This is a genomic window from Aeromicrobium sp., from assembly GCF_049586495.1.
In the GTDB taxonomy this organism is placed as follows: domain Bacteria; phylum Actinomycetota; class Actinomycetes; order Propionibacteriales; family Nocardioidaceae; genus Aeromicrobium.
The window spans coordinates 25053-38423 of the sequence record NZ_JBAVCB010000138.1; the positions used below are offsets into that span (position 1 = coordinate 25053).

A 13371-nucleotide genomic window follows, 5' to 3' on the forward strand; every position below is an offset into this window, starting at 1 on the left:
TGTCTGAGGTGCCACGTACGCTCGGGAGCATGAGGTCCGTGTCAGAGTTGCGCCGTCAGGTGGCGCCGATCGAGGTCGTGTCGGACTATCAACCAGCAGGTGACCAGCCAGCTGCCATTGCGGAGCTCCACAAGCGCATCGACGCTGGCGTCCAGGACGTCGTCCTCATGGGTGCCACCGGCACCGGCAAGACCGCCACCACGGCGTGGCTGGCCGAGCGGCTCCAGCGTCCGATGCTGGTCATGATGCCCAACAAGCTGCTGGCGGCCCAGTTCGCCAACGAGCTGCGCGATCTGTTGCCCCACAACGCTGTCGAGTACTTCGTCTCGTACTACGACTACTACCAACCCGAGGCGTACATCGCGCAGAGCGACACGTACATCGAGAAGGACTCCTCGGTCAACGAAGAAGTCGAGCGACTGCGGCACTCAGCCACGTGGTCCCTGCTCACCCGCCGTGACGTCATCGTCGTGGCCACCGTGTCGTGCATCTACGGCCTCGGTTCGGCCCAGGAGTACCTCGAGCGGATGATCGGTTTCAAGGTCGGCGAGGAGGTCGAGCGCGAGCAGCTGCTGCGCACCCTGGTGGAGGCGCAGTACGTCCGCAACGACGTCAGCTCCACCCGCGGCACGTTTCGGGTCAAGGGCGACACTCTCGAGATCTTCCCGGTCTATCAGGAGATGGCGGTGCGGGTGGAGTTCTTCGGCGACGAGATCGAGCGGCTCATGACCTTGCACCCGCTCACCGGCGAGGTCCTCAGCGAGGACACCGAGCTGTTCGTGGGTGCCGCCACTCACTACGCGGCAGGTAACCAGACCATGCAGCGCGCCATGCGCACCATCGAGATCGAGCTGGAAGAGCGCCTCGCCGAGCTCGAACGTGACGGCAAGCTGCTCGAGGCGCAACGGCTGCGGATGCGCACCACCTACGACCTCGAGATGATGCAGCAGGTGGGCACGTGTGCGGGCATCGAGAACTATTCGCGCCACATGGATGCTCGTGGGCCGGGAACTCCCGGCCACTGCCTGCTCGACTACTTCCCCGAAGACTTTGTTCTGGTGGTTGACGAATCCCACGTCACCATCCCGCAGATCGGCGCGATGTTCGAGGGCGACATGTCTCGCAAGCGCTCGCTCGTCGAGCACGGCTTCCGGCTTCCCAGCGCGATGGACAACCGGCCGTTGAAGTGGGAGGAATTCCTGCAGCGCATCGGCCAGACCGTGTACCTGTCGGCCACTCCCGGCACCTACGAGACCAACAAGGTCGAGGGCGACATGATCGAGCAGATCATCCGGCCCACCGGCTTGATCGACCCCGAGGTGATCGTCAAGCCCACCCAGGGCCAGATCGACGACCTGATCGACCAGATCCGCACGCGGGTCGAACGCCAAGAACGCATCTTGGTCACCACGCTGACCAAGAAGATGTCCGAAGACCTCACCGACTACCTGCTCGAAGCCGGCATTCGCGCCCGCTACCTGCACAGCGAGGTCGACACCCTGCGTCGCGTGGAGCTGCTGCGCGAGCTGCGCATGGGCGAGTACGACGTCCTGGTGGGCATCAACCTGCTGCGTGAGGGCCTCGACCTGCCCGAGGTGAGCCTGGTGGCGATCCTCGACGCCGACAAGGAGGGCTTCCTGCGCTCTGGCCGGTCGCTCATCCAGACCATCGGACGTGCGGCGCGCAACGTCTCCGGTCAAGTCATCATGTACGCCGACCGCATCACGGACTCCATGGCCTTGGCGATCGACGAGACCAATCGTCGTCGCGAGAAGCAGGTGGCGTACAACACCGAGCACGGCATCGACCCGACCCCGTTGCGCAAGCGCATCGGCGACATCACCGACATGCTCGCTCGCGAGGACGCCGACACCACGCGGCTGCTGGCCGCCACGGGCGATCACAAGCGGCGCGGTGCCCCGGTGCCGTTGGGCCAGCACACTGCCGACCTCGCCTCCCTGCCGTCAGGCGAGCTCGCCTCGCTCATCGAGCAGCTCAGCGAACAGATGCACACCGCAGCCGCCGAGCTGCAGTTCGAGGTCGCCGCCCGGCTGCGCGACGAGATTCGCGATCTCAAGAAAGAGCTGCGCGGCATGCTTGAGGCCGGCGCCTGACCTGCGGGAGACTTCAGCGGTGACGATGGTCCTGCACAACGATCGGGTCCGGGCTGAGATCGACCCGGCGCGCGGAGCCAGGCTCGTGTCGTTGCGCCTTGACGGGCACGAGACGCTCGGCGGAGCCGACCCGGGCACGACGGACGCCTCAATCGGCAGCGGTTGCTATCCGATGGTTCCGTGGGCCGGGCGGCTCAGCGGCCACGACATCCACGGCCCTGGCCGAGACGCGACCTGGACTGATCACGGCGACGGAGAGTTCTCGGTCGCACTCACCGACGCGACGGGGGAGACCGGCATTGCCACGCTCGGCTACCTGCTGCTCGACGACGGTCTTGAGATGGCGCTGGCGTGGCACGGCGCACCCGACGGGTGGTGCTCGCTGGGATTCCACCCCTGGTTCCGTCGACAGCTCGGTGTCGGCGCGCCGGTTCAGGTCGACGTCCAGCCGATCACGATGGTCGAGCGGGACGCTGACCACCGTCCCACCGGCGCGCTCAGGACGCCCACCCCGCGACCCTGGGACGACTGCTTCACGCTCGCCGCGGCGCCCAGATTGACCTGGCCCGGCGCGCTCTCCCTGGATCTGGTGTCCGACGCCGACTGGTGGGTCGTGTTCGACGCCAGTCGCGAGGCCGTGTGTCTGGAGCCCCAGACGGCTCCACCTGATGCCGTCCGTCATCCGGCGCTTCAGCCGGTGATCTGGAGTCGGTCGGTCTCCCTGCGCATCAGCGTGCGCTCGGGTCGCTAGCACCATTTCGAACGAGATGACCCGGGTGTCACGCCTTGATACCGGGGCTGGCGGGTGGACCGGTGGCGTCACAGTGGTGCGACATCCCCCATCCAGCCAGGAGACTCCCATGACCGTCACCGACGAGTTCATCGCCGCCAATCAGTCGTACCAAGAAGGCTTCGAAGGCCCGTTGCCGCTGCCGCCGGCCCGCAAGATCGCCGTCATCGCCTGCATGGATGCGCGCCTCGATCCCGCCGGGATCCTCGGCATCGCCGAGGGCGATGCGCATGTCATCCGCAACGCCGGAGGCGTCGTGACCGAGGACGCTCTGCGCTCCTTGGCCATCAGCCAGCGTCTGCTCGGCACCGAGGAGATCGTGCTGGTGCACCACACCGACTGCGGCATGATCACCTTCAAGGATGATGAGTTTCGCCAAGGGATCGAGGCCGAGACCGGGATTCGGCCGACGTGGTCCTCAGAGGCCTTTCCCGAGCCCGCAGCCGATGTGCGCCAGGGCATCAACCGGATCAAGGCCAATCCGTTCATCCCGAAGACCGATCAGGTGCGCGGCTTCATCTTCGACGTCGCGACTGGCGCCATCGATGAGGTTGCCCCGGCCTGATCCAGGCGTTCCGCCCCGAGAAGGCGCTCCCTTCCGCGCACTGACACAATGGTGCGCGGAGGGGAGTATTCCTTCGCCGCGACGTCGTCATCACGTCGGCTCCCAGCAGCCGTCCGGTGTCGTGGGCCGCCCTGGCGGCGGAAGAGACCTCCGGCGTCGTGACGACCTGGAGATCTTGCATGTACTCAGCCCTGACCACAGCCGCCTCGCCCGCAGGGGAGCGCGTGAGCATGTCGGTCTCGTCCCTGGAGTGGGCGATCACCATCGGCCTCACGGTCGGGGTGCTGCTGTTCGACATCATCATCGTGGCCAGGAAGCCGCACGAGCCCACCACGCGCGAGTCGGCGACAGCGTTGTCGATCTACGTGGCGATGGCCGTGGCATTCGGCATCTGGATCATGGTCTTCCACGACACCCCGGGCAAGGACGGCGACTTCGCCTTGCAGTTCTTTGCCGGTTGGCTGACCGAGTACAGCCTGTCGATCGACAACTTGTTCATCTTCATCATCATCATGGCGAGCTTCAACGTGCCCAAGAAGTACCAGCAGGAGGCACTGCTGGTCGGCATCATTCTGGCGCTGATCTTCCGCGGTATCTTCATCGCGCTCGGCGCTGTCGCCATCGAGCAGTTTTCGTGGATGTTCTACATCTTCGGCGCGTTCTTGATCTACACGGCGTGGACGCTGGCCAAGGACACCGACCACGACGACGACGCCGAGAACATGGTGGTGCGGTTCACCCGGCGCCACGTCGACATCTCCAACCAGTGGGACGGGCTCAAGCTGATCGTCCGCGAGAATGGCAAGCGGGTCGTCACACCGATGTTCCTGGTGATCGTGGCGCTCGGCACCACCGACCTGTTGTTCGCGCTCGACTCGATTCCCGCGATCTACGGACTGACCCGCGAGCCGTACATCGTCTTCACGGCGAACGTCTTCGCGCTGATGGGCCTTCGTCAGCTGTACTTCCTGCTCGGTGACCTGCTGAAGCGTCTGATCTACCTGTCGCAGGGACTCGCGCTGCTGCTGGCGTTCATCGGCGTGAAGCTGTTGCTGCACGCTCTGCACGAGAACGAGCTGCCCTTCCTCAACGGCGGTGAGCCGTTCGACGTGCCGGAGATCCCCACCCTGTGGAGTCTTGGCGCCATCGTGGTGATCCTCGGTGTGACCGCCGTGCTCAGCCTGACGGTCTCCGGCCGCCGCCAGCGCAACGGTCTGACACCTCAGGGCGAGCCGATCCCCGACAATCGGTACCCGGGCGACGCGGACAGCTAGTCAGGCAGATTCGACGGCGGCAATCTCATAGCGGTGCACGTCGGCGTCGAGCACAGCGACCAGCTGGTCGTCGTTCGGTCCGTCACCTCGGAACGCCAACAGGCTGCTCTCGGTGTCCCACCGCTCGTGGACATTGATCCGTCCCGGATCGACGACGTCTGCGCTCATGGCGAAGTCGAGGCATCCCGGCGCCGATCGGGCTTGTTGCACGACGGCGAGGCTGTCGTCGAGGTACGTCTTCCTGTGGGTGGGGTCGACTCGGATCCATCCGGCGACGATCAGCATGGTGTCCTCCTGGTGGGGGGCGACGAAGACCGCTGAGTCTGCCGAGATGTCACCAGGGCGGCAACCTCACGTGTAGGTTCTTCCCGTGCTCGACCTCGTGACTGGACTGGTGCGACGCGCGACGAGCGCGTTCATCGCGCGCCGCATCCAGTCACGCGGCATCGATCTGTCTCGGCTCAGGTTCATCCCTGAGCCCACCAAGATCCCGCTGCGCCGCAACGGGGTGGATCCGTTGCCGCAGATCAAGCAGTATCGCGAGAGCGCCCCGATGCGGCTGCTACCGATGCCCTTCGACTTCCGGCTCTGGCTGGTCACCGGCTACGCCGAGGCGCGCCAGGTGCTCACCGATCGCACCTCGTACAGCAATGACATCCGGCACCTGTTCAGCGGGGATGGGCCGTCCACGGCCGACGACGTCGGCGGACTGGGGTTCACCGACCCGCCGCAGCACTCCCGTCTGCGCAAGATCGTGACTCCCGAGTTCACGATGCGTCGGCTCGCCCGTCTCGAGCCATGGATCGACGAGATCGCTGACGCGCAGCTCGATGAGCTCGAGAAGGCGGCTCATGTCGGCACCGGCGTGGTGGACCTGGCCAAGCACCTCGCATTCCCGGTACCGTTCCAGACCATCTGCGTGCTTCTCGGGCTTGCCTATGAGGACCGCGAGGCATTCGCCACGCTCGGCAGCGCGCGCTTCGACGCCAGTCTGGGCGGCGCAGCGTTCGGCGCCGTCTCGGCACAGCGCGAGTTCCTGTTCGAGGCCGTGAGGCGCCAACGCAAGGACCCCGGCCCCGGCCTGCTCGGCCAGATCATCCGCGACCAGGGCGACACCATCAACGACGTCGACCTCGCCGGCTTGGCCGACGGGATCTTCACGGGTGGATTCGAGACGACGGCGGGCATGATCGCACTCGGCACCCTGGTGCTGTTGCGCAACCCGGAGCACGCGGCCTTGATGCGCGACGGCTCGCGAGAGGACGTGGATCGCGTCGTCGAGGAGCTGCTGAGATATCTGGCTGTCGTGCAAGTGGCCTTTCCGCGGTTCGCCAAGCAGGACATGGACCTGTTCGGCCAACGGGTTCAGGCCGGCGACGTCATCATCGCGTCCCTGACCGGTGCCAATCGCGACGGGGCGGCCATGGGCGATCACCCCGACGTCTTCGACCCAGCGCGCGTGCCCGCCTCCGGCCATCTCGCCTTCGGCCACGGCATGCACCGCTGCATTGGTGCGGAACTGGCTCGCATCGAGCTGCGCATCGTGTTCCCCAAGCTTCTGCGGCGCTTCCCCACCTTGGCTCTTGCCACGCCGGAAGCGGACGTGAGTTTTCGACAGCTGTCGTTCGTCTACGGCGTAGATGACCTCTTGGTCACGCTGTGAGCGCGCAGACCGAGAAGATCGAGGACTGGTTCGACATCCAGGGCCTTCCGTACTTCGCGGGGGACCATGCCGAGGATGTCGAGGAGTGGCTGCTCAGCTGGCGCATCCTCGGTGTGCTGGTGCTCATCACGGCCCTTGCCATCGGCGGCGGATTCGGACTGGGGGCCGCCGTCGACGACGGCTCCACCGGTGCGCTGACCGGCATGGCGATCTTCGTCGTGGTGCTGGGTGGTTTCGCTGGCAGCTTTCTTCGCATGGGCACCATGCTGCGATGGGCCGCGCGTCGCACATTCGGTTCGCTCGGGCTGCTGATTCCCTTGCTCACCCGGGCTCTACCCCTCCTGCTGCTCGCCGTGACCTTCTTGTTCATCAACGCCGAGGTCTGGCAGGTCGCAGCGCTGATGTCTCGCACCGTCCTGTGGCTGTCGGTGACCTTCTTTGGCGGATTCGGACTGCTGTTCCTGCTGGCTCGGTTGCCCGAGGAAGTGCGCGCGGTCGAGGAGAACGTGGTGGGGGAGCGTATCGGGGAGGCTTGCCAAGGCACCCCGGCAGCCGAGGCTGCGCTGCGACTGGGCGGGCACGCGGCACCGCTGCCTCGATTCGCCCGCGTCAACCTCGTGCTGATGATGCTGTTCAGCCAGGCCATCCAGGTGCTGCTGCTGGCGGCTGGCTTGTTCGCCTTCTTCGTGGCCTTTGGCGCGCTCACCATCCCGGAGTCGACGATCGAGGCGTGGACTGGTCAGCCCGTCTCGAGCTTGCCGTCGGCGATCGGACGCAGCATGCCGGTCACCAACGACCTGTTTCAGGTATCGGTGTTCCTTGCGGCGTTCTCTGGTCTCTACTTCACCGTGTCAGCGGTGACCGACGAGAACTATCGGCGCCAGTTCTTCTCGGGCCTCGCGGCGCAGCTGGAACGGGCGATCGCGGTGCACACGGTGTATCAGGCGCTGAAGGACGAGCGGCCGGACGACACCGCCATCGACCACCACCGTGACGCCTAGGTCGCGACCGGCGGCGGCTCGTCGGAGCCGGGCTCCTCAACCGCCACGCACTGGCCCAGCGTGATGGCCTTGTACTTGGCGAAGTCCGCTGATGACCGGGCTGCCTCGGGGTACTTCTCCGGGTCGAGTTCGGCGTAGTACGTGACTGCCTCCACGAGGTCGGCGGCCTTCTGGGAGTCGTCGTTCTTGGCCTCGTCGACGGCGAGCGGGAGGGCCTTGCGGAAGTGGCCGATGGTCTCCTCGTAGTCGCCGAGGTTGAAGGCGTCGATACCGGCTCGGATCTCGATGCACGGGTCCGCCGTGGCCGCGGTGCCTGCCTGGTCCGGGCGGGTCGACTCTGAGCTGGCACCGCAGCCAGCCAGCAGCGCAAGTCCCAGGGCGAGGGCGGGACCGGTCCGCAGTGAAAGCATGTTCTGAGGCTAGGCGTTCTCCTCCGCCTCGCCACCTGAGATGCCTGTCACCACGGTGGCACCGAGGGCCTCGTCGTGGATCGTCCGCGTGGCCAGTCCCGCCCGGTGCAGCGCGGCTGCGGTGAGAGGTGCGAGGTGCTCCGCCGTCTCGATCAGGAGATGGCCGCCAGGGGCCAGCCACGAGCCGAGCCCTGCGGCGATGCGGCGGTGCACCTGGACGCCGTCCGGTCCGCCATCGAGGGCAGCCCGCAGCTCGTGGTGTCGAGCCTCGGGCGGCATCTGCGCGATGTGGTCGGTCGGTACGTAGGGCGCGTTCGCCGCGATGACGTCGAACTGCAGCCCACGGGGAAGCGGATCGAAGAGGTCACCGGTGTGCGCGGCGGCGGAGGGGACGTTGTGACGGGCGCAGTCGACGGCGAACGGGTCGATGTCACTCAGATGGAGGTCGGCGTCGGGCCGCGACGTCCTGATCGCTGCGGCGACAGCACCCACACCGCAGCAGAGATCGAGGACGCGTCCCGCCGGCGGAGTGACAGCGACGGCCTCGCGAGCGAGCGCTTCCGTGCGTCGACGGGGGACGAACACTCCGGGCGTCACGGCGAGCCGCAGACCGGCGAACTTGGCCCATCCGACCACCTGCTCCAGCGGTTCGCCGCCGATCCGTCGAGCGAGCATCTGCTCGAGGTGGCCGCTGTCGGACGCTTCTGCGGTCAGCACGGCCGCCTCGTTTTCGGCGTACACGCACCCGGCTGCTCGCAGCCGTGCCACCAGGTCCATCTGACCTACCAGCCGCGCTCGCGCCACTCCGGGATCGAGGCGCGCTCGGCTCCGAGCGTCGAGTCGTCGCCGTGGCCCGGATAGAAGTGGGTGTTGTCAGGGAAGCGGTCGAACAGCTTGAACTCGACGTCGTCGATCAAGGTCTTGAAGCTGTCGGGTTCCCAGGTCTTGCCGACGCCGCCGGGGAACAGCGAGTCGCCGGTGAACAGGTGCACGATGCCGTCGGGGTCGTCATAGGCCAGCGCGATGGAGCCGGGTGTGTGGCCGACGATCTCGATGACCTCGAGCTCGCAGGACCCAACACGCACCCGGGCTCCGGTCGCCACCGGGTGCGTCGTGGGCACGGGGATGCCCTCGACGTCGCGTTCGCCGGCGACTGTCTCGGCTCCTGTCGCGATCACGACGTCTTCGAGCGCGTCCCAGTGGTCCTGGTGTCGGTGGGTGGTGACGACGCGAGCCAGTCCGCCGTCGCGAATCAAGTTCAGCAGGGTCTCCGGCTCGTTCGCCGCATCGATCAGCGCCTGTTCGCCGGTCAGCGTGCAGCGCAGCAGGTAGGCGTTGTTGGACATCGGTCCCACCGCGACCTTGGTGATCTGCAGGTCGCCTGCATCCTGGACATCAGCAGCTCCGCCAACCTCAACTTCTCCGGTGTACGTCATGCGGCCATCATGCCGCCCATCGTCGGGGAACGCGTCAGCGCTTCTCGAGGGTGGCGGAGGCGGGCCAACGCGAAGCCGGGAGCGAGCCCATCTGTGCGGCTACTTGGCGAACACGTCCAGCGTCTGCCGGGGGTTCACCGTCGACCCGGGCACTGCAGGCAAGTCCAGCAAGTCCAACACGAGGTTCGCCACAGCACCGTTGCGGATCGGCTGAGTCGAGGCAGACCACGACGGACGAGATGACGAAGACGGCTGCTTGTAGTCCGGGTTCAGCCGGTACAGATCAGCTTTCTTGATGCCATGACCCCACACGAAGAACGGGATGACGAAGTTGACGGACTTCTTCTCGTCGGAGTGACTCTTGCCCAGCCCGCCGTGATCCGTCGTCAAGATGACAGCCGTCCGTCCACGAAGCTTCTTCGACCCTTTCACCGCAGCCAGGATCTGACCGACCTGAGCGTCCGAACGCTCCACCGCCGATAGATACCGCGACGTCATGTAGCCGTACTTGTGGCCCGCGTTGTCCGGCTCAGCCAGGTGCACGAACGAGAACCGCGATGGCGTCGACTTCAGGTCCGCCACCACCCGAGCGGTCACCTTCGACTCCGTCTCATTCATCACGTACCGGTCGATCTTGTCGCGACCGTGGTCCCTGCCTCGGTCCTTGGCACCATTCTTGGAGTCCCACGACCGGTTCAAGAAGTTGAACTTCGGCTTCGATGCATAGAGCGACGTCGAGAAGCCACGATCATGCGCCACCGAGAACACCGACTCCACATACCGTCCAGCCGTCTCGGCAATGATCGTCGTCCCGTCATCGCTGTTCTTCAGCTGCCCATGACCGCCGTACGACTTAGCCGCCGGCAACCCAGTGACCATTCCCGTGTGGTTCGGCAGCGTGGAGGTCGACTCGTACGTCGTGCGGGCCCTCAGCGTGGACGCACCCTGGTTCGTCAACATGTCGATCGTCGGCAGCTTCTTCGCGCCCAACTTCTGGATGACATCCGGGTTCAACCCGTCCACGCTGACGGCGACGACGTAGTCGATGTGGTTGTCAGCCGAATCCGACGCAGGAGCGATCGGTGAGCTCCTCGGCGAGGACGCACGAGTGGTCGCGGTCGCAGCGGTCGAGGCGATCACTGCCGTCACCACGGTTGCTGTGGCAAAAAAACGAAACAGGCGCATAAGTCACGATCTCCTGGGGAAGGGGGCGCAACGCCACCGCAGAACGGTCCTGGTGGTTCGCGCTGCAACAACTGCAACAACTGCAACAGGAGCCTACCGCGCCGACGACTCAGAAGTGACCTTTCACACATCGCTGATATCGCTGTTGCTCTCGCAGATGGGCACTCGCCGGTGTAGGCGTCAGCGCTTCTGAAGCTTGGCGGCATCGAGCCAGCGCAGGTGGACCTCGGGCTCCAGCTTGGGGTGTGTGTCGCTGTGCACCACGTAGGCCACCCAGCCCTGCCATCCATCGCCGCCGCGCCGCCACTGGATCAGCACGCCGGGCATGGGGGAGGTCATGTCCCAGATCCGTACCCAGACATGCACCGGCCGCATGGCCGCAGCATACGCGTGATCGAACAGATGTTCGACGTCTGGCGACCTGCGGGCTCAGCCTGCTCCTGAAAAACTGTCAGGGCCCGTCGATACGATGGAGCGCGCCTGCCGACTGCCCAACCACCAGAACTCTCGAGGACACCTGTGATCGAACGTCTCGTCGTCCGCGGCGCCCGTGAGCACAATCTCAAGGACGTCTCGGTCGATCTCCCGCGCGACGCTCTGATCGTCTTCACCGGACTGTCCGGGTCCGGCAAATCGTCCTTGGCCTTTGACACCATCTTCGCCGAGGGCCAGCGCCGCTACGTCGAGTCGCTGTCAGCGTATGCACGTCAATTCCTCGGCCAGATGGACAAGCCAGATGTCGACTTCATCGAAGGGCTGTCACCCGCGGTCTCGATCGACCAGAAGTCCACCTCGCGCAATCCGCGGTCCACCGTCGGCACCATCACCGAGGTCTACGACTACCTGCGCCTGCTCTACGCCCGCGCCGGGCGGGCGCACTGCCCCACATGTGGCGAGCCCATCGCGCGCCAGACGCCGCAGCAGATCGTCGACCGCATCATGGCTGGCGAGGAGGGTCAGCGCTTCCAGGTGCTCGCGCCGATCATTCGCGGCCGCAAGGGCGAGTACCTCGAGCTGTTCCGCCAGTTGCAGAGTCAGGGCTTCAGCCGCACCGTCGTCGACGGCGAGGTCCACATGCTCGCGGACGAGCCGCCCAAGCTGGGCAAGCAGAAGAAGCACACCATCGACGTCGTGGTGGACCGTCTGCAGGTCAAGGGCAGTGCCAAGCAGCGACTCACCGAATCGGTCGAGACCGCCCTCGGCCTCGCCGATGGCTTGGTCATCATCGACTACGTCGACCTGCCCGATGACGATCCAGCCCGCACCCGACGCTTCTCCGAGAAGCTGGCGTGTCCCAACGACCACCCACTCGCCGTCGACGAGCTCGAGCCACGCTCGTTCTCGTTCAACGCCCCGTTCGGTGCCTGCGCCGAGTGCCACGGCATCGGCACCCGCATGGAGGTGGACCCCGAGCTGGTGGTCCCTGACGACAGCAAGTCCTTGAACGAGGGCGCCGTGTCGCCGTGGGCATCAGCGCACGTCGCCGACTACTTCAGCCGCATCCTCGAGGCGCTCGGCGACGAGCTGGGATTCAGCACCGACACCCCGTGGGGCGATCTGCCCGACGCTGCTCAGCAGGCCGTGCTGCACGGACACCCCACCAAGGTGCATGTTCGCTACAAGAATCGGTACGGCCGAGAACGCTCGTATCACACCGCATTCGAGGGCGCGATCAGCTATCTCGAGCGACGTCATGAGGAGACCGAGTCCGACACCAACCGCGACCGGCTCGAGGGCTTCATGCGCGAGGTCCCGTGCCCTGTGTGTGGCGGCGCCCGTCTCAAGCCGGTCATTCTCGCCGTGACGCTCAACTCCACCACGTTCGGCCCCAAGAACATCGCCGAGGTCTGTGCGCTGTCGATCGCCGACGCGGCCGAGTACCTCGCCGAGCTGGAGATGACCGACCGCGAACGCCAGATCGGTGAACGGGTGCTCAAGGAGATCAATGAGCGGCTGCGCTTCCTGCTCGACGTCGGCCTCGACTACCTGGCCCTCGACCGCGCCGCCGGCTCGTTGTCTGGCGGCGAAGCCCAACGCATCCGGCTGGCCACTCAGATCGGCGCTGGCTTGGTCGGCGTCCTCTACGTCCTCGACGAACCGTCGATCGGGCTCCACCAGCGCGACAACCACCGGCTGATCGAGACCTTGATCCGTTTACGCGATCTCGGCAACACGCTCATCGTCGTCGAGCACGACGAAGACACCATCCGCGCTGCCGACTGGGCCGTCGACATCGGTCCAGGTGCCGGCGAGCACGGCGGCCAGGTCATCGTGTCGGGCCCGGTCGAGGAGCTGCTCACCAGCCCGGACTCGATCACCGGCAAATACTTGTCAGGCCGCGAGGCGATCCCGGTGCCCGAGGTCCGGCGTCCCCGGGAGAAGGGCCGGGATCTCGTCGTGCGGGGCGCCAAGGAGCACAACCTGCGCGACATCGACGTCACGTTCCCGCTGGGTCAGCTCGTGGCGGTCACGGGCGTCTCCGGTTCAGGCAAGTCCACTCTGGTCAACGACATCCTCTACACCCAGCTGGCGCGCACGATCTACAACTCCCGCACCATTCCAGGACGCCACCGCACCATCGATGGTCTTGAGCTGGTCGACAAGGTCATTCACGTCGACCAGTCGCCGATCGGTCGCACCCCGCGGTCCAACCCGGCCACCTACACCGGCGTGTTCGACCACGTCCGCAAGCTGTTCGCGCAGACGCCGGAAGCCAAGATGCGCGGCTACCTGCAAGGTCGTTTCTCCTTCAACGTCAAGGGCGGACGTTGCGAAGCATGTTCCGGTGACGGCACGATCAAGATCGAGATGAACTTCCTGCCGGACGTCTACGTGCCGTGCGAGGTCTGCCACGGCGCCCGCTACAACCGGGAGACGCTCGAGGTGCACTACAAGGGCAAGACCATCGCAGAGATCCTCGACATGCCGATCGA

The 13371-nt window shown here is 65.9% G+C and carries 13 protein-coding genes; 7 read left to right on the forward strand and 6 right to left on the reverse strand.

Going from position 1 to position 13371, the window contains the following annotated elements; translation table 11 throughout:
- The first annotated feature begins 29 nt into the window (after nucleotides 1–29).
- The 4 genes from uvrB (at nucleotide 30) to WB508_RS07390 (ending at nucleotide 4743) form a co-directional block, all read left to right on the forward strand.
- Entirely contained in the window at nucleotides 30–2114 is a 2085-nt protein-coding gene (gene uvrB / locus WB508_RS07375; protein ID WP_423844238.1) for an excinuclease ABC subunit UvrB, read from the forward strand.
- A gap of 19 nt (nucleotides 2115–2133) precedes the next feature.
- A complete protein-coding gene (locus WB508_RS07380) occupies nucleotides 2134–2865 on the forward strand; it encodes a hypothetical protein (RefSeq protein WP_423844239.1) in 732 nt (243 codons plus the stop codon).
- Nucleotides 2866–2974: 109 nt separating this feature from the next.
- The gene (locus WB508_RS07385; protein WP_423844240.1) at nucleotides 2975–3469 is read left to right on the forward strand and encodes a beta-class carbonic anhydrase; all 495 of its coding nucleotides are present in this window, start codon (nucleotides 2975–2977) and stop codon (nucleotides 3467–3469) included.
- Nucleotides 3470–3699: 230 nt separating this feature from the next.
- The gene (locus WB508_RS07390; RefSeq protein ID WP_423844252.1) at nucleotides 3700–4743 is read left to right on the forward strand and encodes a TerC family protein; all 1044 of its coding nucleotides are present in this window, start codon (nucleotides 3700–3702) and stop codon (nucleotides 4741–4743) included.
- Here the strand turns inward: WB508_RS07390 and WB508_RS07395 are convergent, their stop codons facing one another.
- Nucleotides 4744–5028 carry a putative quinol monooxygenase gene (locus WB508_RS07395; protein ID WP_423844241.1) on the reverse strand — a complete coding sequence of 95 codons (285 nt, stop codon included), beginning with the start codon at nucleotides 5026–5028 and terminating at the stop codon, nucleotides 4744–4746.
- A gap of 85 nt (nucleotides 5029–5113) precedes the next feature.
- On the opposite strand from WB508_RS07395, the gene WB508_RS07400 reads away from it, so the two are divergent.
- Together WB508_RS07400 and WB508_RS07405 are read left to right on the forward strand one after the other, a co-directional pair.
- Nucleotides 5114–6406 (forward strand): cytochrome P450, encoded by a 1293-nt coding sequence (locus WB508_RS07400; protein WP_423844243.1) that lies wholly within the window; start codon nucleotides 5114–5116, stop codon nucleotides 6404–6406.
- Nucleotides 6403–7407, forward strand: a complete 1005-nt coding sequence (locus WB508_RS07405; RefSeq protein ID WP_423844244.1) for a hypothetical protein — start codon at nucleotides 6403–6405, stop codon at nucleotides 7405–7407. Before WB508_RS07400 ends, WB508_RS07405 begins: the two co-directional genes overlap by 4 nt.
- On the opposite strand, the gene WB508_RS07410 is transcribed toward WB508_RS07405, so the two are convergent.
- From WB508_RS07410 to WB508_RS07430, 5 genes are all read right to left on the reverse strand, one after another.
- Nucleotides 7404–7817 (reverse strand): hypothetical protein, encoded by a 414-nt coding sequence (locus tag WB508_RS07410; RefSeq protein ID WP_423844245.1) that lies wholly within the window; start codon nucleotides 7815–7817, stop codon nucleotides 7404–7406. The genes WB508_RS07405 and WB508_RS07410 overlap by 4 nt on opposite strands.
- Nucleotides 7818–7826: 9 nt before the next feature.
- Nucleotides 7827–8594 carry a putative protein N(5)-glutamine methyltransferase gene (locus WB508_RS07415; protein ID WP_423844246.1) on the reverse strand — a complete coding sequence of 256 codons (768 nt, stop codon included), beginning with the start codon at nucleotides 8592–8594 and terminating at the stop codon, nucleotides 7827–7829.
- 5 nt (nucleotides 8595–8599) lie between these two features.
- On the reverse strand, nucleotides 8600–9253 hold the full coding sequence (locus WB508_RS07420; protein ID WP_423844247.1) for an MBL fold metallo-hydrolase: 654 nt from the start codon (nucleotides 9251–9253) through the stop codon (nucleotides 8600–8602).
- A gap of 99 nt (nucleotides 9254–9352) precedes the next feature.
- On the reverse strand, nucleotides 9353–10438 hold the full coding sequence (locus WB508_RS07425) for an alkaline phosphatase family protein (protein WP_423844248.1): 1086 nt from the start codon (nucleotides 10436–10438) through the stop codon (nucleotides 9353–9355).
- Nucleotides 10439–10618: 180 nt separating this feature from the next.
- Entirely contained in the window at nucleotides 10619–10813 is a 195-nt protein-coding gene (locus WB508_RS07430) for a hypothetical protein (RefSeq protein WP_423844249.1), read from the reverse strand.
- 144 nt (nucleotides 10814–10957) lie between these two features.
- Here WB508_RS07430 and uvrA point away from each other — a divergent pair.
- Nucleotides 10958–13371 (forward strand): excinuclease ABC subunit UvrA (gene uvrA, locus WB508_RS07435; protein ID WP_423844250.1); only part of this gene is annotated, 2414 nt, incomplete at its 3' end.

What these genes read in the sequence shown, in the direction of transcription:
- uvrB (WP_423844238.1), top strand. Translation starts at nt 30, where the DNA reads ATGAGGTCCGTGTCAGAGTTGCGCCGTCAGGTGGCGCCGATCGAGGTC.
- WB508_RS07385 (WP_423844240.1), top strand. Translation starts at nt 2,975, where the DNA reads ATGACCGTCACCGACGAGTTCATCGCCGCCAATCAGTCGTACCAAGAA.
- WB508_RS07390 (WP_423844252.1), top strand. Translation starts at nt 3,700, where the DNA reads ATGTCGGTCTCGTCCCTGGAGTGGGCGATCACCATCGGCCTCACGGTC.
- WB508_RS07395 (WP_423844241.1), bottom strand. Translation starts at nt 5,028, where the DNA reads ATGCTGATCGTCGCCGGATGGATCCGAGTCGACCCCACCCACAGGAAG.
- WB508_RS07410 (WP_423844245.1), bottom strand. Translation starts at nt 7,817, where the DNA reads ATGCTTTCACTGCGGACCGGTCCCGCCCTCGCCCTGGGACTTGCGCTG.
- WB508_RS07415 (WP_423844246.1), bottom strand. Translation starts at nt 8,594, where the DNA reads ATGGACCTGGTGGCACGGCTGCGAGCAGCCGGGTGCGTGTACGCCGAA.
- WB508_RS07420 (WP_423844247.1), bottom strand. Translation starts at nt 9,253, where the DNA reads ATGACGTACACCGGAGAAGTTGAGGTTGGCGGAGCTGCTGATGTCCAG.
- WB508_RS07425 (WP_423844248.1), bottom strand. Translation starts at nt 10,438, where the DNA reads ATGCGCCTGTTTCGTTTTTTTGCCACAGCAACCGTGGTGACGGCAGTG.
- WB508_RS07430 (WP_423844249.1), bottom strand. Translation starts at nt 10,813, where the DNA reads ATGCGGCCGGTGCATGTCTGGGTACGGATCTGGGACATGACCTCCCCC.